Genomic DNA, 23,218 nt, shown 5'->3' on the forward strand with positions numbered 1-23,218 from the left:
GCCCGGCCCGGCCAACGCGTCCGCAGACACCCGTCGCGCCCCGAGCGCTCGGGGGCTTTGCATTCCCCCGCCCCGGTGCGATACAGGCGCCCAACCAGTCACCGGAGGACAGCATGGCCAGCTATCAGTACGTCTACCACATGGATGGGGTCTCCAAGACCTATCCGGGCGGCAAGAAGTGCTTCGAAAACATCCGCCTGAGCTTTCTGCCGGGTGTGAAGATCGGTGTCGTCGGCGTCAACGGCGCCGGTAAGTCGACCCTGATGCGAATCATGGCCGGCATCGACAAGGACTTCACCGGCGAGGCCTGGGCCGCCGAGGGCGCCAAGGTCGGCTACCTGCCGCAGGAGCCCCATCTCGAGCCCGAGCTCACCGTGCGCGAGAACGTCATGCTCGGCGTCGCGGCGAAGAAGGCGAAGCTCGACCGCTTCAACGAGCTCGCGATGAACTACAGCGACGAGACCGCCGAGGAGATGGCGGCGCTGCAGGACGAGATCGACGCCAACGACCTTTGGGATCTCGACGGCCAGATCGACGTCGCCATGGAGGCGCTGCGCTGCCCCGCCGACGATGCCGACGTCACCACCCTGTCGGGCGGTGAGCGCCGCCGCGTGGCGCTCTGCAAGCTGCTGCTCGAAGCGCCCGACATGCTGCTGCTCGACGAACCGACCAACCACCTCGACGCCGAGACCATCGCGTGGCTGCAGAACCACCTGATCGAGTACAAGGGTACGATCCTGTGCGTCACGCACGACCGGTACTTCCTCGACGACATCACCGGCTGGATCCTCGAGCTCGACCGTGGCCGCGGCATCCCCTACGAGGGCAACTACTCGAGCTGGCTCGAGCAGAAGGCCAAGCGCCTCGAGCAGGAAGCCCGCGAGGACAAGGCCAAGCAGAAGACGCTGGAGCGCGAACTCGAGTGGATGCGGCAGGGTGCCAAGGCGCGTCAGGCCAAGTCGAAGGCGCGTATCTCGGCCTATAATGACCTCGCCTCGCAGTCCGAGCGCGAGCGCGTCGGCAAGGCCCAGATCGTCATCCCGAACGGCGAACGCCTCGGCTCCAAGGTGATCGAGGTCGAGGGGCTGAAGAAGGCGATGGGCGACAAGCTCCTCATCGAGGACCTGAGCTTCTCGCTGCCGCCGGGCGGCATCGTCGGCGTGATCGGCCCCAACGGCGCCGGCAAGTCGACCCTGTTCAAGATGCTCACCGGGCAGGAACAGCCCGACGAGGGCAGCATCGAGTTTGGCGACACGGTGCACATGTCCTATGTCGACCAGTCGCGCGACGATCTGGAATCGGATGCCACGGTCTGGGAAGCGATCTCGGGCGGGGCGGAGATCATCCAGCTCGGCGACGCGCAGATGAACTCGCGTGCCTATTGCGGGGCGTTCAACTTCAAGGGCGGCGACCAGCAGAAGAAGGTCGGCCTGCTTTCGGGCGGTGAGCGCAACCGCGTGCACATGGCACGGCTGCTGAAGTCGGGCGGCAACGTCATCCTGCTCGACGAACCGACCAACGACCTCGACGTGGAAACTCTGCGGGCGCTGGAAGACGCGCTGGTCGATTTCGCCGGCTGCGCCGTGGTGATCTCGCACGACCGTTTCTTCCTTGACCGGATCTGCACACACATCCTCGCCTTCGAGGGCGAGGCGCATGTGGAATGGTTCGAGGGCAACTTCGAGGATTACGAGGAAGACAAGAAGCGCCGCCTCGGCCCGGACGCGGTCGAGCCCAAGCGCGTGAAGTTCAAGAAGTTCACCCGCTGAGCACGGCTCGCGGGCCGGACTTGCCGGAAGACATGGAAAAGGCGGGGCTCTCCCCGCCTTTTTTGTTTCAATAAGCGCAGTGCGTGGCGATATCCCGCTCTGGCCGGACAATCGAACGAAGCCCAAGCGCGGAATCAAGCCCGCAGGGCGCCGCGCCATCGCCGGCCCGCCCCTACCGGCTGGCGATTTGGCTGAGCTAGGCGCCAAGTGTCGAGGTCCTTCGGACGTGGCAGGGATAAAGCGAGAGGATCGAAGGTTGCATCGCCCGCCCGCGGGCCGGCGATATCGCGCCTTCAATCCGACCGACCCGACAACAACGCCCTCCGTCAGCGGGCCTCTTGCCTCACAGAGCCCGGCGGATCGCCCGCACCGCCTTCGAGGCGATCTGGCTCTCGACGCTGCGCCCACGTTTCACCTTGTGATGACGCACCGGGCGGTTCCGGACGGGGGTGCCGGCATGATGGCCCCCGCGCTTGCTGCGGGCATAGGCCGACAGGGCCTTCTGCGCGATACGCTGGATCGACATCGGTTTCTCCTCTCCTAAGCGTTGTTTCTGCGGCAGAAACGCCCGGAACGGGAAAGCCGTTCCACATCTCGCGTCAAAGCTTGTGCGACTCAAACCGTCATGTCATATCTCAGACTGCTACTCTCTATCCGACCTGTTCCTTTCACGGCCGCTGTCGAGACTAGACGACGACGCCGGGCCGCAGCATCTCCGCGTGCGGCAAGACAAGGAAAGGGTTCATCCCATGCCAACTGGCACCGTGAAGTGGTTCAACACCACCAAAGGCTACGGCTTCATCGCTCCCGAGGGCGGCTCCAAGGACGTGTTCGTGCACATCTCCGCACTCGAGCGCTCCGGCCTGACCGAGCTCAAGGACAACCAGAAAGTGTCCTACGAGCTGCAGTCCGGCCGTGACGGCCGCGAGAGCGCCATCAATCTCGAGCTGCTCTGATCCATCCGATCGGACCGGCCAGAAGGCGCGCCCCCGGGCGCGCCTTTTTCGTTTGCAGCCTCACTTGAAGCACCCTCAGGCGCCGAACAGGCGCCAACCGGCAAGCCAGCGCGTCAGCGTGGTCACGAAACAGGCCGCGGCAAAGACCAGCGCCAGCACCGGGAACAGTCCCGGCAGCAGGCAGATCAACACGAAGAGACCGATGGTCTCGGCCCCCTCGGTCAGCCCACCAAGATAGAAGATGCCCTTTGACGGGTAGTCCTCCGACGTGATGCCGCGCCGCTCGGCGATGATCGAGAAGGCGAGGAAGGACGACCCGGTTCCGACGAAGCTCGCCACCAGAACCACCGCCGGCAGCGCGTTTGCCCCCGGATCGGCGATGGCGAAGCCCAGCGGGAACAGCGCGTAGAACAGGAAGTCGAGGGCGATGTCGAGAAACGCGCCGCGATCCGTCGGGCCGGCGAGCCGCGCCACCTCGCCATCGAGCCCGTCCGCAAGCCGGTTCGCCACCAACCCCGCCAGCGCCAGCCAGAACAGCCCATACGCCGCCGCCAGCACCCCCAGCAGCCCCAGCGCGAAGCCCGCGAGGGTGATCGAGTCGGCCCCCACACCGCGCGCGTGCAGGCGCCCGGCCATGGGGCGTATCAGCCGCCGCTGCAGCGGCAGGAGCTTGGCGTCGAACATGGGGCCTCCCGGTGGTCTCGCGCGACTGTTTCGCGCCGCGCTTGCAAGCGCAACCGCGATCCCGGAAAGTTGAGAGATGACAGAGCTTCCCCCGCCCCCGGATTCCGACGACGACCCCGACCCCCGCCTGCGCCTGCGCATCCTCTTCGGCGACAGCGCCATGCTTGGTCCGGGCAAGGCCGAGCTGCTGGACCACATTGCCGAGACTGGCTCCATCGCCGCCGCCGGGCGCGCCATGTCGATGAGCTACAAGCGCGCCTGGAGCCTCGTCGAGGAGATGAACCGCGCATTCCGCGCGCCGCTGGTGGAGCGCAACCGTGGCGGCACCCGTGGTGGCGGCGCAAGGCTGACCGAGACCGGCGAGCGGGTGCTGGCGCATTACCGCCGCGTGGAGCGCGCCGCCGCCGCCGCCGGCGCCGAGGACATCGCGGCGCTGAAGTCGCTGCTGAGCGATATGTCCCACCAGAAATAGCGCTTGCCACGCAGGGGCCGCCCGATATGTTTCTGGAAACATATTGATCCCGGAGCCGCCATGCCTCGCCCCACCCTACCCTCGCTTGCCGCCCTTGCCCTTGCCGCCGTCGCGGCCTCCGGGGCATGGGCCGAGCAGGTGACGGTGTTCGCCGCCGCCAGCATGAAGACCGCGATGGACGAGATCACCGCCCGCTATGCCGAGGAGACCGGCACCACCGCACGGGTCTCCTTCGCCGGCTCCTCGGCGCTGGCGCGGCAGATCCAGGCGGGCGCCCCGGCGGATGTGTTCATCTCGGCCAATCCCGGCTGGATGGACGCGCTCGAGTCCGACGGGCTGATCGACGACGCCACCCGCACCGACCTGCTCGGCAACAGCCTCGTGCTGATCGCCCATGACCCGAAGGAAAACCCGGTCGAGATCACCCCCGATCTGCCACTGGCCGAGATGCTGGGCGAGAGCCACCTCGCCATGGCACTGGTCGAGGCGGTGCCGGCCGGGATCTACGGCAAGGCGGCGCTAGGCTCACTGGGGCTCTGGGACGCCGTCGCGCCCAAGGTCGCGCAGGCCGACAACGTGCGCGCGGCGCTGGCGCTCGTTGCCACCGGCGAAGCCCCCCTCGGCATCGTCTACGCCACCGACGCCCATGCCGAGCCCGGCGTCGCCGTGCTTGGGACCTTCCCGGAAGGCAGCCATGCGCCGATCACCTACCCCGCGGCGCGCATTCGTGACGGAGACAGCGCGGTTGCCGACGCATTCCTCGCCTATCTGCAAGGTCCCGTTGCGCGCGCCGCCTTCGAGCGGCAGGGTTTCACCGTCCTGACGGAGTAACCGCCCCCATGTCCCTGCTCGGCCCCGACGAATGGCAAGCCGTCGCGCTGTCGCTGCGCGTGGCGCTCTGGGCGACGCTGGCCGGGCTGCCGCCGGGGATCCTCGTGGCCTATGCGCTGGCGCGCTGGGAGTTTCCCGGAAAGCAGGTGCTGAACGGACTGGTGCACCTGCCGCTGATCCTGCCGCCGGTCGTGACCGGCTACCTGCTGCTGCTGACCTTCGGCACCCGCGGCCCCATAGGCGCCGCGCTGAAAGAGATCGGCATCGTTTTCGCCTTCCACTGGACCGGCGCAGCTCTGGCCGCCGGGATCATGGCCTTCCCCTTGCTGGTGCGCGCGATCCGCCTGTCGATCGAGGCGGTGGATCCCAAGCTCGAACAGGCCGGGGCAACGCTTGGGGCGTCCCGGCTCTGGGTCTTCGCCACCGTCACGCTGCCGCTCACCCTGCCAGGCATCCTCGCCGGCGCCATCCTCGCCTTTGCCAAGGCGATGGGCGAGTTCGGCGCCACCATCACCTTCGTCTCCAACATCCCCGGCCAGACCCAGACCCTGCCCTCGGCAATCTACGCCTTCCTTCAGGTGCCCGGCGGCGAAGCCTCGGCGCTGCGGCTGGTGGCGGTCTCGGTGGCCATCGCCATGGCGGCGCTGATCCTGTCGGAAGTGCTGTCGCGCCGCATCGCGAAGCGGGTGTCGGGCGCATGAGCCTTCAGGTCGCGATCAGCCACTGCTTCGGCGGCTTTCAGCTCGACATCGCCTTCGAGGCCCCGCCGGGGCTGACCGTTTTGTTCGGGCGGTCTGGCTCGGGCAAGACCACCATCGTCAACGCGGTGGCGGGGCTCTTGCGCCCGGATGCCGGCCGCATCGCGCTTGGCGATCAGGTTCTGTTCGACAGCGAGCGCCGCGTCTGGCAGCCGCCGCATCGCCGTCGCCTCGGCTACATCTTTCAGGACGCGCGACTCTTTCCACATCTCACCGTGCGGCAAAACCTGCTCTACGGGCGCTGGTTTGCGCCGCGCGACAGCCGCCCCGACGAGATCGACCGCGTCATCGAGATGCTTGGCATCGCGCCGCTTCTCTCCCGCCGCCCGGGGGCGCTCTCCGGTGGCGAACGACAGCGCGTGGCGATCGGGCGCGCCCTGCTCGCCAAGCCGCGCCTGATCCTCGCCGACGAGCCGCTCGCGGCGCTGGACGAGGCGCGCAAATCCGAGATCCTTCCCTATTTCGAGCGCCTGCGGGACGAGACCCGCGTGCCGATCCTCTATGTCAGCCACGCCCCTGCCGAGGTCGCGCGGCTCGCCACCTCGGTCGTGGCGCTGCAGGACGGCCGCGTGTCGCGCCACGGCAGCGCGACCGACGTGCTGGGCGACCCGTCGGTCACGCCACTCGGAGCGGGCGCGGCCGGCGCGGTGATCGAGGCCAGCATCCTGCGCCACCACGAGGACGGGCTGACCGAGCTCGAGGCGGCTGGCGGGCTGCGCCTGCTGATCCCCACCGTGCCCCGCGCCCCCGGCACGCCTCTGCGCATCCATATCGAAGCGCAGGACGTGATGCTCGCCACACAGCGGCCCGAGCAGATCTCGGCGCTCAACGTGCTGCCCTGCCGTATCAGGGCGTTGCGCATGGGCAACGGCCCCGGCGCGCTCGTCCAGCTCGATGCCTGCGGCAACCTGTTGCTCGCGCGAGTCACGCAACGCTCGGTCTCGGCGCTGGGGCTGCGCGACGGGCAGGACGTCTTCGCCGTTCTGAAAGCGGTTTCCGTGGCCAAGGGCGCCATCGCAGGCGGCCCGCAGCCGGGCTGACCACAGCGGTTTCTGCACTGCAACATTCCTGCTGACCTCGCGGGAACCCCGCACGTCCATTGGGCGTTCTGATCGGGGTCGCGATCCGTCACACTCCCGATACACGCTGCCGCCATAAGGCGGGCGAGCGAACAAGAAAGACCTTCCGATGCCGTCTTCTCCCGCCGGCAATGACGCCCGCCGCACGATGCGCAGCCTGTTCCTGTCGGACCTGCATCTCGGGGCCCGCGCCAGTCGCCCGTCTCAGGTTCTCGCCTTTCTCAGGAACATCGAAGCCGAGACGATTTATCTTGTCGGCGACATCTTCGACCTCTGGCACGGGGGCCGCGTGCACTGGACCGACGCCCACGAGACCGTCATGGACGAGTTCCGGCAACGGCGCCGCAACGGCACGCGGATCGTCTATCTGCCCGGCAACCACGATGCGGCAATGCGCGCGCCCGACGCCGCCGTCGAGGGCTGGGAGCTGCGCGAAGCGGTGATCCACCACGCGGCCGATGATCGGCGCTATCTCGTGCTGCACGGCGATCAATGCGACCCGCGCATCCTGCGCTGGCACGCCATGACCCGGCTCGGTAGTCGCCTCGACGCGATGCTGCGGCAGGTCGATGACTGGCAGCGCCGTCGCGGAGATGTCCCCGCGGGGACACAAAGCCACGCCCAGCGGGTCATCGGCCATGCCAACCAGCTGCTGGCGATGGGCGATCGCTTCGAGCGCCGCCTGATCAAGCTGGCCCGCGCCGCCGGCACCGGAGGCGTAATCTGCGGTCACTCGCACAAACCCGGCCTGCGGCAGCATGGCGAGATGGTCTATGCCAATTGCGGCGACTGGATCGACAGCCTCACCGCCATGACCGAGGACGCTCAGGGCACACTGGGCCTCGTCAAGTTCGCCGCTCCCGCCCCGTCGCCGGCGGCCTCGAAACCCGCCGCCGGCAAGGGCAGCGCACTGGCGGAAGGCATCGCATGACCGATCTGCTCGTCTCCGCGCTCGGCGCGATCCTCGCTGTCACCGTCGTCGCGCACCTGCTGAGCGCCCTGTTGGCCGCATGGCGCTATCGCCAGCGCTCCGTGGCACCGGCGGACGACACCGAGTTGCCCTATATCTCGCTGGTGCGCCCGGTCTGCGGCCTCGACAGCTTCGATCGCGAGACGCTTGGCTCGTCGTTCCGGCAGGATTACCCGCGCTACGAGATCCTCTTCTGTGCCCCCTCCGAGACCGACGCCTCGGTGCCTCTGGTGCGCCAACTGATCGCCGAGAACCCGCAGGTCGAGGCGACCCTGCTCTTCGGCGAGACCCCGATCAGCGGCAACCCCAAGCTCAACAACCTGCACAAGGGCTACCGCGAGGCGCGCGGAGAGTGGCTGGCGATGACCGACAGCAACCTGCTTCTGCCGCCCGACTACCTGCGCACCCTGATCACCACGTGGCGCAGCGACACCGGGCTGGTCTCCTCACCGCCCGCCGGGATCCGCCCGGGCAATTTCTGGGGCGCGGTGGAATGCGCCTTTCTCAACAGCTCGCAGGGGCGCTGGCAGCTCGCCGCCGACAGCTTCGGGCTGGGCTTTGCGCAGGGAAAGACGCTGTTCTGGCACCGCGACATCCTCGAGGCGGGCGGCGGCCTGCCGGCGCTCGGGCGCAACCTTGCCGAGGACGTGGCCTCGACCAAGCTGGTGCGCGCTCAGGGCAAGCGGGTGCGGTTGACGCCAAAGCTCTTCGCCCAGCCCATAGGCAGCCGCCACGCACGCGCGGTCTGGGACCGTCAGCTGCGCTGGAGCAAGGTGCGCCGCGACGGTTTTGCGCTGATCTTCTGCGCCGAGATCGCGCAAGGGCCGCTGCTGCCGTTGGCCGCAACGCTCGGTCTGGTCGCAACGGGTGCCGCGCCGCTTGCCGCCCTGCCCGCGCTTCTGGCGCTGTGGTACGGTGCCGAGATGGCGCTGGCCCGCCTTGCCGGCTGGCCCGCCGGGCTGCGTGACCTGGCAGCGATGATGATGCGCGACGCCTTGCTTCCCGCGCTCTGGGTCGCCACATGGACAGGGCGTGGCTTCACATGGCGCGGCACCGACATGGCGCCGGCCGAGGCCGCAGGCGCCGCGGAGTAAGCCTTGTTCGGACTGGAAACCGTCACCGCCCTGCTCGCCAAGAACGGGCTGGCCATCCTCGCACCGATCGCGGTGCTCGAGGGCCCGATCGTCACGGTGATCGCGGCCTGGCTGGCAAGCCGCGGCCTGCTCGACGTGTGGAGCGTGAGCGTGGTGGTGATCCTTGCCGACCTGTTCGGAGACCTCCTGTTCTACGCGCTCGGACGCTGGGGGCTGCACCGTCTGCCGCTGCGCTGGCGCTACCGCATGGGGCTGAGCCGGGCACGGCTGGCGCAGGTCTCGGGCCATTTCGAGAGCCATGGCGCGCGCACGCTGGTGCTGGGCAAGATCACCCATTCCGCCGGGGCGGCGGTGCTGGTGGCGGCCGGGCTCGCAAAGATGCCGCTGCTGCGCTTTTTCTGGGTCAACCTGCTCGCCACCATCCCCAAGAGCCTGTTCTTCGTGTTCATCGGCTACGCCTTCGGCGCCGCCTATTCCCGCATCGACGACTGGATCGCACGGATCTCTTTGCTGCTCCTGGGCGTTCTGGTGCTGGGCGGCATCGCCTGGCTTCTCAAGAGGACGACACAGAAATGACCCGCGCTCTGTCCATCTCCTGCATCATCCCGGCCTATAACGAGGCCCCGCGCATCGGCGCCGTGCTCGATGCAGTGCTGGGCCACCCGTTGATCGACGAGGTCATCGTGGTCGATGACGGCTCCTCCGACGGCACCGCCGAGGCCGCCGAGGCGCATGGGCAGGATGAGTCGGCGCTGCGGGTGGTGCGCCAGCCGCGCAACGGCGGCAAGACGCGCGCCGTGACCCGCGGCATCACCGAGGCGCGCGGCAGCCATATCCTGCTGCTCGACAGCGACCTGCTCGGCCTCGGGCCCGAGCATCTCAGCGCGCTGATCCTGCCGGTATTGGAGCACCGCGCAGAGGCCACCATCAGCCTGCGCCGCAACGCGCCGCTGATCTGGCGGATGATCGGCATCGACTACATCTCGGGCGAGCGCGTGATGCCGCGCCGGCTGCTGGCGAACCAGACCGAGGCGCTGCTCAACCTGCCGCGCTTCGGGCTCGAGGTCTTCATCAACCGGCTCTGGCTGGCCGAGGGGCTGCACATCGCCATCGTGCGCTGGCCCGAGGTCGAGAGCCCCTACAAGCACGCCAAGCGCGGCGGCTGGATCGACGGGCTGCGCGCCGACATCGCCATGCTGGGCGACATCTTCCGCACAGTGCCGCCGACCGAGACCATGCGACAGGTGGTGGCGCTGCGCAGCCGCCGGGTCTGAGCTCAGCCCGGCGCCACCAGCGCCTCGAGCATCTCCATGCAGCCGGTAAGCTGGTCGAGCTCGATGAACTCGTCGGGCTGGTGGCCTTGCGCCATGTCGCCCGGCCCGCAAACCACGGTGGGGATGCCGGCCGGCACGAAGACCCCCGCCTCGGTGCCGTAAGACACCTTGCAGAGCCCCCGCGAGAGACTGCGCAGCTTGGCCAGCGCCGGCAAATCGGGATCGGTGTCGAGGCCCGGGTAGGCAAACACCTGTTCCAGCTCCACATGCTCCAGCCCGCTCATGACACGCGGCACGATCTCGTCCGGCGTCTCGGCGGCGAGGTGGCGGATTTCCCAGTCGATAGTGGCGCGGTCGGGCACGATGTTGAGCGCGGTACCGCCCTGCAGCTTGCCCACGTGCAGCGTCGAGCAGGGCACGTCGTAGCCCGCGTCCTGCGCGCCCTCCTGCATCAGACGGGCCTGCTCGGCCCGAATATTGGCGACCAGATCGCAGGCCCCGTGCAGCGCGTTGCGGAATTGCGGCGCCATCGCCGAATGCCCGGACTCGCCGTGGCTGACCGCGCGATAGGCCGCCTTGCCCTTGTGGCCGGTCGCCATCACCAGCGAGGTCGGTTCACCCACCATGCAGAGCGCCTGCGGCCCCAGCGCGGCCTCAAGATGCGGGATCATGTGCGGAATGCCGCGGCAGCCCACCTCCTCGTCCCACGACAGCACGATCGAAACCGGCCCCTGCGCCTCGGCGGGCTGTTCGGCCAGCGCCAGCGCGCAGGCCACGAAGCCCTTCATGTCGGTGGTGCCGCGCCCGAAGAGCCGCGCGCCCTCGCGCGTCAGCCGGAAGGGGTCGCGACCCCATGGCTGGCCTTCGGCGGGCACCACGTCGGTATGTCCCGAGAGCACCACGCCGCCCGCCCCGCCGCGATTGGCGATCAGCCCCGCCTTCTCGCCGCAGGGCGAGGGCACGCGGGTGACGGCGAAGCCGCAGGCCTCGAGATGGGCCTGCGTCCAGTCGATTAGATCGAGGTTGCTCTCGGACGACACCGTGGGGAAGGCGATGAGCCGGTCGAGAAGCTCGAGCACCCGCATCACTCGTCCCCCGGAACGCCGTAGGAGGGCGCGGCAGAGGGGTCGAGCGCGCGGGTGACGTAATCCGCCGCCTGCGGCTGGTAGACCTCCCACGCCCGCGCGATGGCCTCGATCGGGCAGCCTTGGTCGATCCAGTCGCAGCGCAGCTCGGCATAGGGCCAGCTCTCGCGGTCGACGATCAGCATCCCCGCCGAATGCACCGGCCCGGCCTCGCCGCCCGCGGCAAGCCCGGCGCGCATCGCCGCGATCAGCCGGTCGCCCAGCGCGCCCCGGGCGGCCTCGAATCCGTCCACGATGGCCTGAGGCACGGCGTCGTTGGCCAGCAGGTTGCCGCCCGCCGCCACGTCGCGCCCCTGCGCCTGCGTCCAGATGCCCAGCGAGTTCGGCCCGGAATGGATCGCCGTGCCGCCCTGCCCGTCCACCGCGAGCACTTGTCGGTAGGCCATGTGATCGGCGCTCTGCTGCAGTGCCTGGATCGCCGCATCGGCGCTGGCGCCGTCGGCCATCAGATCGAGCGCTCGGGGCCCCAACCGCGGGTCGGTGACGTTCTGCGACGCCACCGCGCCCACCCCGGCGCGGGCATAGGCGCAGCGCGCCGCCACCGCCGGTGAGGAGGACGAGATTGCCACGCCGAACTGGCCGGTCACGGCGCAGCGCGCCACGAGGGAAAAGGTCATGTCGTCTCCTTGGTCCTGTCGTCCGCCGGGCGCGGGCTCAGTCGGGGATCACCGCCGTGCCGTCGATCTCGACCAGCCATTCGGGCCGCGCCAGCGCCTGCACCACCAGCCCGGTCGAGACCGGGTGTACCCCTTTGATATACTCGCCCATCGTGCGGTAAACCGCCTCGCGGTGGCGCACGTCGGTGATGTAGACCACCACCTTGACCAGATGCTCCATCGAGCCGCCGGCTTCCTCGATCAGCTGTCGGATGTTCTGCATCACCTTGTGGGTCTGCTCGACCGGATCGTGACTGTCGATGTTCTTGGCATCGTCGAGGTTCTGCGGGCACTGGCCGCGCAGCCAGACGGTGCGCCCGCCCCTCGTGACCACGGCCTGCGCCAGATCGTTGTCGAGGTTCTGCTCCGGGTAGGTGTCCTTGGTGTTGAACGGGCGGATGCGGGTATGGGCCATGTCGGTCCTCTTGTTGGTCAGTTTCTCGCGGGCCCTTTGAACGGTCCGCACGGGTTGGCCGGGCACGGCGCCTCAGCTCGGGATCTTGCCGGCGATCCAGGCGGCGAACTCGTAGTTCGGGCGCTCGAGATGCGACAGCGCGCCGGGCACAGCGTGGCGCGACTGCATGCCCTTCCAGACCCGCTCGGTGCAGCCTTTGTCCTCGTCGTTGACGTGGTCGAGCAGGCCCTTGAGGGTCTCGAAATGCTGCTCCGCCTCGGCGTCCGCGGCGAAATCGGGGTGCAGCCCGCCGCCATAGATGATCTTCACGTGGCCCGGGCCATCCGGGGTCAGGCTGAGATACCAGAAGTAGCCCGGCGTCAGCGTGATCATCAGCGACGGGTAGACCGAGATCAGCCATGTGCGGTAGCGGTCCTCGCCCCTGAGCGCGGTGTTGTCCTTGTGGGCGATCGACAGCGCGATGCTGTCATCCTTGAGGATGTGGTGGAAGTTGAAGCCGGGATAGCCCTCGGGGCAGGTCATCTTCCTGAGATCCACCGCGCCGCCGATGGTGCCGCCGTGGCACATCGGCAGGTGGTAGCTCTCCATGAAGTTCTCGGCGAGGATCTTCCAGTTGGTGTTCCAGCGATGCTCCTCGCGGAACACCTCGACATAGTCCTGCATCGGCAGGTAGCCGACGAGGTCGTCCATCTCGCGAAGCGTCTCCTGCGGCTCGGGCAGGTCGGGATCGAGCGTCAGCATGATCCAGCCCTTCCAGTCGACGCAGCGCACCTCCGGCAGACTGGTCTCGGACTTGCAGAAACTCCGGTTCATCTCCATCGCGGGCGCCCCGCGCAGGCTGCCGTCGAGGTTGTAGGTCCAGGCATGGTAGGGGCAGGTGATGGTGCGGACATTGCCGCGCCCTTCCAGAAGGATGGACATGCGGTGGCGGCAGACGTTCGACATGGCGCGCAAGGTGCCCTCGCGGTCGCGCAGCACGATCACCGGCTCGCCGGCGATCTCCATGGTCAGGTAGTCGCCCGGCGCCTTCAGCGCATCGGCGCGGCCGGCACAGAGCCAGCTCTTGGCAAAGACATGCTCCTGCTCGAGCGCGAGGAACTCTTCGCTGGTATAGACCGAGACCGGCATCGCCTGCGCGGCCTCGAAGGGCGTTGCGACATTGGCGCGGAGCTCCGCCGCGGGATCGTGGATGTTCATCGTCGTGCTTCCCTGCCACTCGCGCCGGAGACGGACGGGCCCGCCGCCGGATCGAGACCTCTTTCGTCGAGCCTGGACCGCCGCCGGTCAAGCCTCTCGCACGGGTCGGTGCGATGGGCGGGTGCCGGGCCAGACGACGCCGCCCCGATTTTGAGCCGGAGCGGCGATCAGGACCGAGAGTGCCCGAGCCATTGCTTCGGGAAAAGAACAGCCTTCCGAGGTTCGGATTAGGAATAACCTAACGCCAGAGGGATCACAGCTCGGCCATCACCTCGGTGATGCTCTCGCGCAGGATGGCCCCGATCGTGGCGATCTGCTCGGGCGAGAGGATCAGCGTCGGCGACAGGATCAGGATATGCCCCAGCGGGCGGGCAATGAGCCCCTTCTCCTGACACTTCTGCGCCACCTTCAGGCCGATGTTGAGGCTTGGATCGAAGATCTCCTTGGACACCTTGTCCTTGACGAACTCGATGCCAATCATGAAGTGGCTGCCGCGGACCTCGCCCACGATGTCGAGATCCCCGAGCCCCTTGAGCGTGGTCTCAAAGAGCTTGCCGGTGGTGCGCGCGGTCTGCGGGATCTGGTCGCGCTCCATCAGCGCGATATTGGCGAGGCCTGCGGCCGAGGCGGCGGGATGCCCGGAATAGGTCATGCCGTGCAGGAACATGGCTCCGGGGCCCGAGATCACCTCGTGGATCTCGTCCGACAGGATCGTCGCCGAGAGCGGCTGGTAGCCCGAGGTCAGGCCCTTGGCGGTGGTGATGATGTCGGGCTGGAAGCCGAACACGTCCTTCGAGGCGAAGAAATGCCCGAGCCGCCCGAACGCGGTCACCACCTCGTCCGAGATCACCTTGATCTCGTAGTCGCGGCAGAGGTCCGCGACGCGGGCGTGATAGCCCTCGGGCGGTACGATGACGCCGCCCGCGCCCATGATCGGCTCGCCGATGAAGCAGGCGATGTTCTCGGCGCCGAGGCTTTCGATCTCGGACTTTATGTCGTCAAGCAGCGCGTCGGTGAACTCGGCCTCGGTCATGCCATCCCCCTCGCGCCAATAGTGTGGCTTGCGAAGGTGGTGCACGATGCCCTCGGCCTTGTGCCAGCCGTCGGAATATTCCGGCGTGGTCATGGCGATGGCGAGGTGGGTGGAGCCGTGATAGGCGCCGTGGCGGCTCAGAACCTTGCGCTTCTGGGGCTGGCCAAGGCGCTTGTAATAGTGGTGCAGGATGCGCACCGCGCTGTCATTGGCGACCGAGCCGGAATTACCGAAATGCACCTTGTTGAGCGAACCCGGCGCCAGCTCGGCGAGCTTGGCGGCGAGCGCCGCGGCGGTGGGGTGGGTGAAGCTGTAGAAGGTCGAATAGAAATCCAGCGTCTCGAGCTGCTGGTTGATCGCCTCGATGATCTCGCGGCGCTTGTGGCCAACGTTGACGCACCACAGCCCGCCGATGCCGTCGATCAGCTCGTTGCCTTCGCTGTCGGTCACCATCGTGCCCTCGGCGCCGACGATGGCGGTGCGCGCGCCATCCTGCTTGAGCGCGTTGAGGTCGGCGAAGGACTGCACGAGGTGCACGTCCTCGGTGAGGATGTCGTCGGTGGTCTTGGGCAGGTCGAGGGTCATGATCAGAGCTCCCGGTAATCAGCGAGTTGAGTGGAAAGCGAGGGTTTGGGCAGGTCGTCGTTCACGCCAAGATCGGCGACGAGCAGCGCCTCGCCCCGTCCGGCGGAGACCATCCGCTGGCCCAGCGGATCGGCGATCAGCGACAGGCCCCCGAAGGACAACCCGGCCTCAAGGCCGCAGTAATTGGCATAGACGATGGTGATGCCGAGCTCGGCGGCGCGGCCGGGCACGATGGCGCGCTGCACGTGATCGAAGCCCACCGCGTTGGCGGTCGGCACGAGAACGAGGCTGACGCCCTGCTCGGCCAGCGCCCGCACATGCGGCGCAAACTCCACGTCGTAGCAGATCAGCAGGGCCGCCGTCACGCCGCCCAGCTCGAAGGTGCAATAGGCGTCTCCGGGCGCGAAGGAGGCCTGCTCCATCGGCCCGAAGAGCTGGATCTTGCGGTAATGCCCCAGCACGCCGCCATCCGCCCCGAAGGCGGTGGCGGCGTTGTAGACCGTCTCCCCCTCGCGCTCGGCCCAGCCGATCGTGAGACCGCAGCCCGCCGCGCGGGCCATCCCTGCAAGCCGGGTTTCCCAGTCGCCGCCGCGCGGCTGCGACAGCCGGTCGTGCAGGGCGGGCTGGTTGTAGCCCGGCAGGAACAGCTCGGGCATGACCAGCATGGCCGCTCCGGCGGCGGCGGCGGCGGTGAGCTGGGTGGAGACGCAGGCAAACGTCTCCTCCGTGGCCCCGCTGATCGCGGGGCCCTGATAAAGCGCGAGTTTCATGGGGCGGGCTTACTTCTTCAGGTTGGTCCAGATCGCATCGTAGAGCACCTGAACCTCTTCCGGGCAGGCCTCGACGAAGACGGTGTCGGTGCCTTCGGGCGGGTTCGACTCGGGCGAGTTTGCGACTTCGGGATCGAGGAACTCGGCCACGCCGGTCACGCCCGCGGAATACTGCGCGTAGTTGGTCAGCGCGGCGGCGTTCTCGGGCTCGAGCATGAAGTTCATGAAGGCCAGCGCGCTGTCGCGGTTCGGCGCGTCCTTCAGCAGGGCGAGGTTGTCCATCCAGACGATCACGCCCTCCTTGGGGAAGGCATATTCGATCGGCGCGCCCTCGCCGCGGGCCTTGGCGGCAAAGCCCGACCAGATCATCCCGGCACTCGCGTCGCCCGAGACCAGCACGTCCTTGGCCACATCCGAGCCGAAGGACGCCCAGTCGGCCTTGGCCTCCATCACCAACGCATTCAGCGCCTTGAGCTGCTCGCGATCAGAGCTGCATTGCGGGATGCCCAGATGCATCGAGGCCAGCGTCAGTGTCTCGCCCGCGGTGTCGAGCACGTTGATCTTGCCCTTAAGCTCTTCGGGCGGCTCGAAGATGATGCCGGTGGTCTGGATGTCGCCGTCGAACACCTCGCGGTTCACCGCGAACGAGGTCGAGCCCCACTGGTAGGGCACCGAGCTCTTGCGGCCCTCGTCGAAGGGCACGTCCATCCACTGGTCTTCGATGTTGGAAAGGTTCGGCACTTCCTCGGGGGTGAAGGTGTCGAGCATCCCCTCGTCGCCGAGGATTTTGACCATGTAGTCGCCCGGCACCGCGAGGTCGTAGGACCCGAGCCGTCCGGCCTTGAGCGAGGCCAGCAGCGCCTCGTTGCTGTCATAGGTGTCCATGGTGACCGTGATGCCGGTCTCTTCTGTGAACTTGTCGAGCAGCTCCTGCGGCATGTACTCGAACCAGTTGTAGAGCTTCAGCTCGCCCTCGGCCTGCGCCGCCGAAGCGGCGGCCAGCGCGATCAGGGAGGTTGCAAGGATCGTCTTCATGGGGTGTCTCCGCTGTTGGTTTTTTGTGGTTTTGGGGTGGTCATCATGTCTTGGCCTGGCCGCTGCGTCCGATCAGCCAGGAGAGGGTGACGAACACCACCGAGACGCCGAGCATCAGGGTGGAAATCGCCATGATGTTGGGCTTGATGCCCTGTTTCACCGCGCCGAAGATGGCGGTCGGCAAGGTCTCGACACCGGCCCCTTTCACGAAATTGGTGATCAGGAAGTCGTCGAGAGAGATGATGAAGGCGAGCAGGAATCCCGAGAAGATGCCGGGCATCATCAGCGGCAGCAGGATCAGCCGGAACGCCTCCCAGGGCGTCGCGTAGAGGTCCATCGCCGCCTGCTCGTAGCTGTCGGGCACGCTCTGCATCCTTGCTGCGATCGGCAGGTAGGCGAACGGGATGCAGAAGGTGATATGGGCCAGAAGGATCGTGCCGACACCGCCCGAGAAGCCAATGGCGGTAAAGAAGATCAGGCTGGCGACGGCGGTCACCACCTCGGGCACCATGAGCGGCAGGTTGATCAGCGCGAAGGTGGCGGTCTTGCCCTTGAAGCGCCCGGCGCGGTGCATCGCCACCGCCGCCGAGGTGGCGATCAGCGTGGCGCAGAGCCCGGCCAGAACCGCGATGATCAGCGAGTTCATCGCCGCGCGCTGGAATTTCGGCGATTCCGGTCCGGTGAAGACATCGACATACCACTCCAACGAGACGCCGCCCCAATTGGTGATCGAGGTCGAGGCGTTGAAGCTGTAGACCGAGACCACCAGCAGCGGCGCGTAGAGCACCACCACGCAAAGCAGCGTGATCGCGAAGAAGCCGGGGAAGCGGCGCAGGTCGAGCTGCTTCATGCCTTGGCCTCCCGAGTTTGCGAGCGGGCGTAGACCAGCAGCACCACCATCACGATGCTCATCAGGATCATCGCCGCTGCCGCCCCGAAGGGCCAGTTGCCGGCGGCGCCCTTGAACTGCTCTTCGATCAGCGAACCGATCATGAAGCTCTTGGCACCGCCCAGCAGGTCAGGCGCGAGAAAGGCGCCGAGCGAGGGCACGAAGACGAGGATGCAGCCCGCGATGAGCCCCGGCTTGACCACCGGCAGGATCACCAGCCGCAGCGTCGTCCAGCGCCCGGCATAGAGATCGGCCGCCGCCTCGGAGAGCGCGAAGTCATAGCGCTCGACCGCGGCGTAGATCGGTAGCACCATGAACGGCAGGTAGGAGTAGAACAGCCCCAGTTGCACCGCGAGGTTGGTGTTGATCAGCCCCAGCGGCTGGTCGATCAACCCGCTCCAGAGCAACATGGCGTTGAGCGGGCCCTCGTCGCGGATCAGGAACTTCATCGAGACCGTGCGGATCAGCAGGTTGACCCAGTAGGGCACCGTGACGATGAGCAGCCAGACGGTACGCATCCGGGCCTCGCGGGTGGCGATGAACCACGCGGTCGGGAAACCGATCAGCAGGCAGAGGAGCGTCGCCAGCCCCGCCTGCCAGATCGAGCGCCAGAAGATCGTGATATAGGTCCACTCGATGCGCGGCGGCTCGTCTCCGAACAGGCCGCGATTGAGGAAGAACTGGTCATATGCGGCGAGCGAGAACTCCCAGATCACGCCGCCGCGGAATTCCTTGGTGAGGAACGAATAGGTGGCCATCAGGGCAACTGGGACCAACAGGAAGACCCCGATGACCACCCATGTCGGCAACAGCAATCTGCTTGCGTTGCCCTTGTAGATTTCCGACGAGGATGCGCCGCCCGGCGCCATCGCCGCCATCAGGCCGAGAGCAGGCGGGCGGCGCCTGCTTCCAGTTTCAGACCCACCTCGGTGCCGCGCTCGGGCAGGCGTGTGGCCTCGGCGTTCTGTAGCCGCACGGTCATCTCCTGACCGCCTGCGAGCTGCGCCTTGAGCTGGATGTCGGTGCCCAGATAGACCTGATCGGTGGCGATCACCGTGAGGTCGGCCTCCGAGGCCGGGCACAGGTCGATCCGCTCGGGGCGCAGCGACAGCACCCCCTGCCCCACCGCGCGGGCAAGCGGCGTCGGGCAGCGCAGGGCGCGGCCGCCGGGGAGGGAGACCTCGGCCATGCCGTCGGAGATGCCCAGAACCGGCACCTCGATCAGGTTGGTCTCGCCGATGAAATCCGCCACGAAGCGGTTCGCCGGGGCCTCGTAGATCTCGCGCGGGGCCCCGATCTGCTGCACGTGCCCGTCCGACATCACCGCGATGCGGTCGGACATGGTCAGCGCCTCTTCCTGATCGTGGGTGACGAAGACGAAGGCGATGCCGGTCTCGCGCTGGATCTGCTTGAGCTCCATCCGCACCGCCTGCCGCAGCTTCAGGTCGAGCGCCGAGAGCGGCTCGTCGAGCAGCAGCACCTTGGGCTCGGGCGCCAACGCGCGGGCCAGCGCCACACGCTGCTGCTGCCCGCCCGAGAGCTGACCGGGGCGGCGCTTGAGGAATTGCGACAGGTGCACCAGCTCGAGCGCCTGCTTTGCGCGACCCTCGGCATCGACGACCGACCAGCCCAGCCGCTGCAGGCCGAACATCACGTTCTCGAGCACTGTCATGTGCGGGAAGAGCGCGTAGTGCTGGAACACCGTGTTGACCGGGCGCTTGAACGGCGGCAGCGGCGCGATGTCCTCGCCATTCAGGCGGATCTGTCCGCCGCTCACCGGCTCAAACCCCGCGATGCAGCGCAAAAGCGTGGTCTTGCCGCAGCCCGACGGCCCGAGCAGCGTGAAGAATTCATTCTCGGCGATGTCGAGCGACACCTCGTGGAGCGCAGTGAAGGTGCCGAAGCGCTTCACCACGCGGTCGATGTTGATCACGGTCCCGGTCACGATACCGAACCACCCCCTGCGGCTGTTATCCCTGTTTCGGGCTATACCACCCGTTCTTGTGGCTATACCCTAGGCGCATGCGAAACAGGGGGTATATACCCCCAGAGAGGTATGATGCGAAAATTGCCGAACCTGACGGAGAATTTTCTCGGGCGCGCCATCGCGGCGCTCGAGACCGACGCGTTCGCCGGCCTCTTTTTCCAGTGGCTGATGCGCTGCTACGAGATCGACAACACCACGATGCTGGCCTACTTCCAGAACCGGCCGCCCGAGCTTCTGTTTTCCCACGCGCAGGAAAAGCGTGTCCACGAAAAGCTCGAGGACGACTACCTGACCGGGGCCTATCTGCTCGATCCGTTCCACGCTTTGCACATCGAGCGGGCACCGGAGGGGCTCTACCGGATGCGCGACATCGCCCCCGACCAGTTCACCCGAAATGAATATTTCTCGGCCTATTACCGGCGCACCACGCTGATCGACGAGGTCGCCTATGTGGCCTACCCGTCCGAGGGCGTGTCGGTGCATGTCTGTCTCGGGCGCGATGCCAGCTCGGGCCGGGTGTTTTCCTCGCGCGACATGGAGCGCGCCGAGCAGATCGCGCCGATCGCCTGCGCGCTGGCGGCGCGGCACTGGTCGAACCTGCGCTCGACCGGCGATTTCCGCGACTCCGCCGTCACCGAGGCGCTGCAGAGGCGCATGGAGCAGGAGCATGGCGTGGCGCTGACCGGCAGACAGGCCGAGATCGCGCTGCTGATTCTCAAGGGTCACTCCTCGGCCTCGATTGCCATGCGGCTCGAGATCAGCCCGCAGACCGTGAAGGTGTTCCGCAAGCAGCTCTACCGCAAATGCGAGATCTCCTCGCAGGCGGAGCTGTTCTCGCTGATGATGCCGATGCTGTCCTCGCTGGAGTTCTGAACATCGCCCCGAGGCCAACACGCGAAAGCCCCCCGCAGCGTCCTGCGAGGGGCTTCAATCTCTGTCAGCTAGGGCGCGCGGATCAGCTGGCGCAGCGCTGCTCGGCGTCCTCGACCGCGGCGGTGAAGCCCAGCAGCGAGAAGGTGTCCTTGGTCTGGGTGCCACGCGCCGACCGCGCGGTCAGCACCGCGTCGGCGCCGCGCTTCATCGCGGCGATGATCTGGCTGTCGTCACCCGAGGTCGCCGGCCAGGCCCATTCGCCATCGGTGTAGAGCTCGAATTCCGAGCCGCCGATGTTCACGCCGACCGTCGAGCCGGGCGCGAAGGGATAGCCGCCGGTGAAGGCCACCTGCCCGTTCACGCCGCCCTCGGGGCGGTAGAACACCATCAGCAGAATGTCCCCGCGGCGCACCGAGACGACGCGGCCGTCCTTGGTGTTCACGCTTTCCTTGTAGGTGGTGACCGCCCAGCATTCGCGCGGGTCGCTGCCCTCGAACACGGACCAGTCGGTGATCGCGTTGACCCGGTTCTGGCTCTCTTCCTGAGCGAGCACCGCCGTGGTGGTCAGCGCCAGCAGGGCTCCGCCCAGAACTCCACCGAGAATTGACTTCATACCGTGCAGCCTCCAGCTGTCTTGTGCCTCAATCACGCGGTCGGCGCCCGGCCAGTTTCGGCCCAATCGCGCGCGCTTCCGATTTTCTACTCGACGTCGGGAAGATAGACTGAAAAACCTGCGGCCATAAACCCCCTGTTGGCAAGTTATCGCTTAGTTGTGAAGGACCCGAGCATGCCGAACGCGCCCGAACTCATGGTCGAGATCCACCGCGGACCGCTGGCCGAAAGCGCCCATACAGGCCACGCGGTGATCTGCGATGACAGCGGCCAGATCGTGCAGGCCTGGGGCGATCCCGGCAAGGTGATCCTGCCGCGCAGCTCGGCCAAGATGATCCAGGCGCTGCCGCTGGTGGCCTCGGGCGCGGCGCAGGCGTTCGGCCTGAAGACCGAGCAGCTGGCGCTGGCCTGCGCCTCGCATCAGGGCGCGCCGCTGCATGTCGATGCGGTCAACGCCTGGCTCGCGGAGCTGGGGATGAGCGATGACGACCTGCGCTGCGGCCCGGAGGTCTCGCGCGACAAGGCGCTCAAGCTTCAGATGATCCGCGAGGGCAAGTGCCCCTGCCAGGCGCACAACAACTGCTCGGGAAAGCACGCGGGCTTCCTGACCTTCAACAAGCATCTCGGCGGTGGCGCAGAGTATTGCGCGCCCGACCACCCGGTGCAGCGCGAGGTGCGCGAGCTGTTCGAGACGGTAACCGGCATGGAAAGCCCGGGCTTCGGCATCGACGGCTGCTCGGCGCCGAACTTCGCCACCACGATGGAGGGCATGGCCCGCGCCATGGCGTGGTACGCAAACGCCCACAAGCGACCGGACACGCTGAGCAAGGCTGCGGCGCAGCTCGTCGAGGCGATGATCGCGTTCCCCGAACATGTCGCGGGCCAAGGCCGCGCCTGCACCCACCTGATGCGCGCCGCGAAGGAGCCGGTGGCGATCAAGACCGGGGCCGAGGGCTATTTCGTCGCCATCCTGCCGGAGCGCGGCATGGGACTGGCGCTGAAGATCACCGACGGCGCCACCCGCGCTGCCGACTGTGCCGTGGCGGCGCTTCTGGTGCAGCTCGGGGTGCTCGACGAGGCAGATCCGGAGGTGCAGCGCTTCCTCTGCCCGCCGATCCACAACCGCGCCGGCATCGAGGTCGGGCGCATCGCGACGGCGCCCAGCTTTCCCTGATCTGACAACGGGCGCGGGGGCGTTGCCCCGCGCTCCCCGGCTCAGACCATGGCGAAATCTTCGCGGGCATAGCCCTGCAGGTAGAGCAGCGCGGTCAGGTCGCCGTGGTTCACCCGCAGATTGCATTGCGCCTGCACCGAGGGCTTGGCGTGCAGCGCCACGCCCATGCCCGCCCGGCCCAGCATGCCGAGATCGTTGGCCCCGTCGCCCACCGCCAGAACGTCGGCCTCGGGGATGCCGAGCCGCGCCGAGATCTCCTCGAGCGCCTGCACCTTGGCCTCGCGGCCAAGGATCGGCCGCGCCACCTCGCCGGTGAGCTTGCCGCCCTCCATCAGAAGCGTGTTGGCGCGGTTCTCGTCAAAGCCCACCAGCCCCGCCACCTTGGCGGTGAAGGCGGTGAAGCCGCCCGAGACCAGCGCCGCATAGCCGCCAGTGGCCTTCATCGTGGCCACAAGCTCGCGCCCTCCGGGCATCAGGGTGATGCGGGTCTCGAGCACCCGGTCGATGACCGTCTCGGGCAGGTCCTTCAGCAGGGCCACGCGCTCGGTCAGCGCGCCCTCGAAATCGAGCTCACCGTTCATCGCCCGCGCGGTGATCTCCTTCACATGCGCGCCGACACCAGCCTCTTCGGCGAGCTCGTCGATGCATTCCTGCTGGATCATAGTCGAATCCATGTCGGCCAGCAGCATGGTCTTGCGACGGCCCAGCGCCGGCACCAGGTTCAGGTCGGCCTGATCGGCCACTGCCACGCGCAGCTCCTCGAGATTGGACGGCACGTGATCGAGCGGGAACTCCGCCGCCTCGCCCTGCGACAGCCAGACCGCCGCACCGCCGCCGGTGGCGTTGCGCAGCGACGACATCAGCGCGGTCTCGAGCGTGCCGGGACGGGCAATGAGCGATAGAATGAACATGGGCGCGACCTCCTGAGCGTTGGCGGCGCTTCTGGCATGGGCCGGCGTA

Annotated in this window: 26 protein-coding genes; 12 read left to right on the forward strand and 14 right to left on the reverse strand. The window is 67.5% G+C overall.

Annotated elements, in window-relative coordinates; translation table 11 throughout:
• Positions 1-113 precede the first annotated feature (113 nt).
• Positions 114-1,769 carry an energy-dependent translational throttle protein EttA gene (gene ettA / locus JF542_RS12990; protein WP_007793845.1) on the forward strand — a complete coding sequence of 552 codons (1,656 nt, stop codon included), beginning with the start codon at positions 114-116 and terminating at the stop codon, positions 1,767-1,769.
• 343 nt (positions 1,770-2,112) lie between these two features.
• On the opposite strand, the gene JF542_RS12995 is transcribed toward ettA, so the two are convergent.
• Positions 2,113-2,295: a hypothetical protein gene (locus JF542_RS12995; RefSeq protein WP_207076141.1), complete on the reverse strand. Its 183-nt coding sequence runs from the start codon at positions 2,293-2,295 to the stop codon at positions 2,113-2,115.
• A gap of 223 nt (positions 2,296-2,518) precedes the next feature.
• Between JF542_RS12995 and JF542_RS13000 the strand changes: the two genes are divergently transcribed.
• Positions 2,519-2,725: a cold-shock protein gene (locus JF542_RS13000; RefSeq protein WP_007793838.1), complete on the forward strand. Its 207-nt coding sequence runs from the start codon at positions 2,519-2,521 to the stop codon at positions 2,723-2,725.
• Positions 2,726-2,800: 75 nt separating this feature from the next.
• Here JF542_RS13000 and JF542_RS13005 read toward each other — a convergent pair whose 3' ends face one another.
• A complete protein-coding gene (locus tag JF542_RS13005) occupies positions 2,801-3,409 on the reverse strand; it encodes a CDP-alcohol phosphatidyltransferase family protein (protein ID WP_207076142.1) in 609 nt (202 codons plus the stop codon).
• 76 nt (positions 3,410-3,485) lie between these two features.
• On the opposite strand from JF542_RS13005, the gene JF542_RS13010 reads away from it, so the two are divergent.
• The 8 genes from JF542_RS13010 to JF542_RS13045 all read left to right on the forward strand — a co-directional run bounded on the left by JF542_RS13010 (position 3,486) and on the right by JF542_RS13045 (position 9,887).
• Positions 3,486-3,881, forward strand: a complete 396-nt coding sequence (locus JF542_RS13010) for a winged helix-turn-helix domain-containing protein (RefSeq protein ID WP_007793831.1) — start codon at positions 3,486-3,488, stop codon at positions 3,879-3,881.
• Between the two features lie 60 nt (positions 3,882-3,941).
• Positions 3,942-4,712 carry a molybdate ABC transporter substrate-binding protein gene (gene modA / locus JF542_RS13015; RefSeq protein ID WP_207076143.1) on the forward strand — a complete coding sequence of 257 codons (771 nt, stop codon included), beginning with the start codon at positions 3,942-3,944 and terminating at the stop codon, positions 4,710-4,712.
• 8 nt (positions 4,713-4,720) lie between these two features.
• Entirely contained in the window at positions 4,721-5,413 is a 693-nt protein-coding gene (gene modB, locus JF542_RS13020) for a molybdate ABC transporter permease subunit (RefSeq protein ID WP_207076144.1), read from the forward strand.
• Positions 5,410-6,510, forward strand: coding sequence for a molybdenum ABC transporter ATP-binding protein (gene modC / locus JF542_RS13025; protein WP_207076145.1), 1,101 nt, complete (start codon positions 5,410-5,412; stop codon positions 6,508-6,510). Before modB ends, modC begins: the two co-directional genes overlap by 4 nt.
• A 148-nt stretch (positions 6,511-6,658) precedes the next feature.
• Complete coding sequence (locus JF542_RS13030; protein WP_207076146.1) at positions 6,659-7,480, forward strand: UDP-2,3-diacylglucosamine diphosphatase; 822 nt, start codon at positions 6,659-6,661, stop codon at positions 7,478-7,480.
• Complete coding sequence (locus JF542_RS13035) at positions 7,477-8,613, forward strand: ceramide glucosyltransferase (RefSeq protein ID WP_207076147.1); 1,137 nt, start codon at positions 7,477-7,479, stop codon at positions 8,611-8,613. Before JF542_RS13030 ends, JF542_RS13035 begins: the two co-directional genes overlap by 4 nt.
• Positions 8,614-8,616: 3 nt before the next feature.
• Positions 8,617-9,189 carry a DedA family protein gene (locus JF542_RS13040; RefSeq protein WP_007793813.1) on the forward strand — a complete coding sequence of 191 codons (573 nt, stop codon included), beginning with the start codon at positions 8,617-8,619 and terminating at the stop codon, positions 9,187-9,189.
• On the forward strand, positions 9,186-9,887 hold the full coding sequence (locus JF542_RS13045; protein WP_207076148.1) for a glycosyltransferase family 2 protein: 702 nt from the start codon (positions 9,186-9,188) through the stop codon (positions 9,885-9,887). The genes JF542_RS13040 and JF542_RS13045 overlap by 4 nt, the downstream gene beginning before the upstream one ends.
• 2 nt (positions 9,888-9,889) lie before the next feature.
• Here the strand turns inward: JF542_RS13045 and argE are convergent, their stop codons facing one another.
• The 10 genes from argE to JF542_RS13095 all read right to left on the reverse strand — a co-directional run bounded on the left by argE (position 9,890) and on the right by JF542_RS13095 (position 19,557).
• On the reverse strand, positions 9,890-10,972 hold the full coding sequence (gene argE, locus JF542_RS13050; protein ID WP_207076149.1) for an acetylornithine deacetylase: 1,083 nt from the start codon (positions 10,970-10,972) through the stop codon (positions 9,890-9,892).
• Positions 10,972-11,649 (reverse strand): DUF1028 domain-containing protein, encoded by a 678-nt coding sequence (locus JF542_RS13055; RefSeq protein WP_207076150.1) that lies wholly within the window; start codon positions 11,647-11,649, stop codon positions 10,972-10,974. Before JF542_RS13055 ends, argE begins: the two co-directional genes overlap by 1 nt.
• A gap of 37 nt (positions 11,650-11,686) precedes the next feature.
• Positions 11,687-12,103 (reverse strand): RidA family protein, encoded by a 417-nt coding sequence (locus JF542_RS13060; RefSeq protein WP_007793803.1) that lies wholly within the window; start codon positions 12,101-12,103, stop codon positions 11,687-11,689.
• A gap of 72 nt (positions 12,104-12,175) precedes the next feature.
• Positions 12,176-13,300, reverse strand: a complete 1,125-nt coding sequence (locus tag JF542_RS13065; RefSeq protein ID WP_207076151.1) for an aromatic ring-hydroxylating oxygenase subunit alpha — start codon at positions 13,298-13,300, stop codon at positions 12,176-12,178.
• Between the two features lie 253 nt (positions 13,301-13,553).
• Positions 13,554-14,918: an aminotransferase class III-fold pyridoxal phosphate-dependent enzyme gene (locus tag JF542_RS13070; RefSeq protein WP_207076152.1), complete on the reverse strand. Its 1,365-nt coding sequence runs from the start codon at positions 14,916-14,918 to the stop codon at positions 13,554-13,556.
• A 2-nt stretch (positions 14,919-14,920) separates the two neighbouring features.
• A complete protein-coding gene (locus JF542_RS13075; protein ID WP_207076153.1) occupies positions 14,921-15,688 on the reverse strand; it encodes a carbon-nitrogen hydrolase family protein in 768 nt (255 codons plus the stop codon).
• Between the two features lie 9 nt (positions 15,689-15,697).
• A complete protein-coding gene (locus JF542_RS13080; protein WP_207076154.1) occupies positions 15,698-16,723 on the reverse strand; it encodes an extracellular solute-binding protein in 1,026 nt (341 codons plus the stop codon).
• 43 nt (positions 16,724-16,766) lie between these two features.
• A complete protein-coding gene (locus JF542_RS13085; protein WP_007793789.1) occupies positions 16,767-17,573 on the reverse strand; it encodes an ABC transporter permease in 807 nt (268 codons plus the stop codon).
• Positions 17,570-18,490 (reverse strand): ABC transporter permease, encoded by a 921-nt coding sequence (locus tag JF542_RS13090; protein ID WP_207076155.1) that lies wholly within the window; start codon positions 18,488-18,490, stop codon positions 17,570-17,572. Before JF542_RS13090 ends, JF542_RS13085 begins: the two co-directional genes overlap by 4 nt.
• Entirely contained in the window at positions 18,490-19,557 is a 1,068-nt protein-coding gene (locus JF542_RS13095; protein ID WP_207076156.1) for an ATP-binding cassette domain-containing protein, read from the reverse strand. Before JF542_RS13095 ends, JF542_RS13090 begins: the two co-directional genes overlap by 1 nt.
• Positions 19,558-19,671: 114 nt before the next feature.
• On the opposite strand from JF542_RS13095, the gene JF542_RS13100 reads away from it, so the two are divergent.
• The gene (locus JF542_RS13100; RefSeq protein ID WP_242533738.1) at positions 19,672-20,472 is read left to right on the forward strand and encodes a helix-turn-helix transcriptional regulator; all 801 of its coding nucleotides are present in this window, start codon (positions 19,672-19,674) and stop codon (positions 20,470-20,472) included.
• An 82-nt stretch (positions 20,473-20,554) separates the two neighbouring features.
• Here JF542_RS13100 and JF542_RS13105 read toward each other — a convergent pair whose 3' ends face one another.
• The gene (locus tag JF542_RS13105; RefSeq protein WP_207076158.1) at positions 20,555-21,085 is read right to left on the reverse strand and encodes an invasion associated locus B family protein; all 531 of its coding nucleotides are present in this window, start codon (positions 21,083-21,085) and stop codon (positions 20,555-20,557) included.
• Between the two features lie 174 nt (positions 21,086-21,259).
• Between JF542_RS13105 and JF542_RS13110 the strand changes: the two genes are divergently transcribed.
• Positions 21,260-22,258, forward strand: a complete 999-nt coding sequence (locus JF542_RS13110) for an asparaginase (protein ID WP_207076159.1) — start codon at positions 21,260-21,262, stop codon at positions 22,256-22,258.
• A 41-nt stretch (positions 22,259-22,299) separates the two neighbouring features.
• Here JF542_RS13110 and serB read toward each other — a convergent pair whose 3' ends face one another.
• Positions 22,300-23,169 carry a phosphoserine phosphatase SerB gene (gene serB, locus JF542_RS13115; RefSeq protein WP_207076160.1) on the reverse strand — a complete coding sequence of 290 codons (870 nt, stop codon included), beginning with the start codon at positions 23,167-23,169 and terminating at the stop codon, positions 22,300-22,302.
• Positions 23,170-23,218: the final 49 nt, after the last annotated feature.

It is taken from the genome of Salipiger bermudensis, assembly GCF_017309175.1.
Taxonomy (GTDB): domain Bacteria; phylum Pseudomonadota; class Alphaproteobacteria; order Rhodobacterales; family Rhodobacteraceae; genus Salipiger; species Salipiger bermudensis.

What these genes read in the sequence shown, in the direction of transcription:
- ettA (WP_007793845.1), top strand. Translation starts at nt 114, where the DNA reads ATGGCCAGCTATCAGTACGTCTACCACATGGATGGGGTCTCCAAGACC.
- JF542_RS12995 (WP_207076141.1), bottom strand. Translation starts at nt 2,295, where the DNA reads ATGTCGATCCAGCGTATCGCGCAGAAGGCCCTGTCGGCCTATGCCCGC.
- JF542_RS13000 (WP_007793838.1), top strand. Translation starts at nt 2,519, where the DNA reads ATGCCAACTGGCACCGTGAAGTGGTTCAACACCACCAAAGGCTACGGC.
- JF542_RS13005 (WP_207076142.1), bottom strand. Translation starts at nt 3,409, where the DNA reads ATGTTCGACGCCAAGCTCCTGCCGCTGCAGCGGCGGCTGATACGCCCC.
- JF542_RS13010 (WP_007793831.1), top strand. Translation starts at nt 3,486, where the DNA reads ATGACAGAGCTTCCCCCGCCCCCGGATTCCGACGACGACCCCGACCCC.
- modA (WP_207076143.1), top strand. Translation starts at nt 3,942, where the DNA reads ATGCCTCGCCCCACCCTACCCTCGCTTGCCGCCCTTGCCCTTGCCGCC.
- modB (WP_207076144.1), top strand. Translation starts at nt 4,721, where the DNA reads ATGTCCCTGCTCGGCCCCGACGAATGGCAAGCCGTCGCGCTGTCGCTG.
- modC (WP_207076145.1), top strand. Translation starts at nt 5,410, where the DNA reads ATGAGCCTTCAGGTCGCGATCAGCCACTGCTTCGGCGGCTTTCAGCTC.
- JF542_RS13030 (WP_207076146.1), top strand. Translation starts at nt 6,659, where the DNA reads ATGCCGTCTTCTCCCGCCGGCAATGACGCCCGCCGCACGATGCGCAGC.
- JF542_RS13035 (WP_207076147.1), top strand. Translation starts at nt 7,477, where the DNA reads ATGACCGATCTGCTCGTCTCCGCGCTCGGCGCGATCCTCGCTGTCACC.
- JF542_RS13045 (WP_207076148.1), top strand. Translation starts at nt 9,186, where the DNA reads ATGACCCGCGCTCTGTCCATCTCCTGCATCATCCCGGCCTATAACGAG.
- argE (WP_207076149.1), bottom strand. Translation starts at nt 10,972, where the DNA reads ATGCGGGTGCTCGAGCTTCTCGACCGGCTCATCGCCTTCCCCACGGTG.
- JF542_RS13055 (WP_207076150.1), bottom strand. Translation starts at nt 11,649, where the DNA reads ATGACCTTTTCCCTCGTGGCGCGCTGCGCCGTGACCGGCCAGTTCGGC.
- JF542_RS13060 (WP_007793803.1), bottom strand. Translation starts at nt 12,103, where the DNA reads ATGGCCCATACCCGCATCCGCCCGTTCAACACCAAGGACACCTACCCG.
- JF542_RS13065 (WP_207076151.1), bottom strand. Translation starts at nt 13,300, where the DNA reads ATGAACATCCACGATCCCGCGGCGGAGCTCCGCGCCAATGTCGCAACG.
- JF542_RS13070 (WP_207076152.1), bottom strand. Translation starts at nt 14,918, where the DNA reads ATGACCCTCGACCTGCCCAAGACCACCGACGACATCCTCACCGAGGAC.
- JF542_RS13075 (WP_207076153.1), bottom strand. Translation starts at nt 15,688, where the DNA reads ATGAAACTCGCGCTTTATCAGGGCCCCGCGATCAGCGGGGCCACGGAG.
- JF542_RS13080 (WP_207076154.1), bottom strand. Translation starts at nt 16,723, where the DNA reads ATGAAGACGATCCTTGCAACCTCCCTGATCGCGCTGGCCGCCGCTTCG.
- JF542_RS13085 (WP_007793789.1), bottom strand. Translation starts at nt 17,573, where the DNA reads ATGAAGCAGCTCGACCTGCGCCGCTTCCCCGGCTTCTTCGCGATCACG.
- JF542_RS13090 (WP_207076155.1), bottom strand. Translation starts at nt 18,490, where the DNA reads ATGGCGGCGATGGCGCCGGGCGGCGCATCCTCGTCGGAAATCTACAAG.
- JF542_RS13100 (WP_242533738.1), top strand. Translation starts at nt 19,672, where the DNA reads ATGCGAAAATTGCCGAACCTGACGGAGAATTTTCTCGGGCGCGCCATC.
- JF542_RS13105 (WP_207076158.1), bottom strand. Translation starts at nt 21,085, where the DNA reads ATGAAGTCAATTCTCGGTGGAGTTCTGGGCGGAGCCCTGCTGGCGCTG.
- JF542_RS13110 (WP_207076159.1), top strand. Translation starts at nt 21,260, where the DNA reads ATGCCGAACGCGCCCGAACTCATGGTCGAGATCCACCGCGGACCGCTG.
- serB (WP_207076160.1), bottom strand. Translation starts at nt 23,169, where the DNA reads ATGTTCATTCTATCGCTCATTGCCCGTCCCGGCACGCTCGAGACCGCG.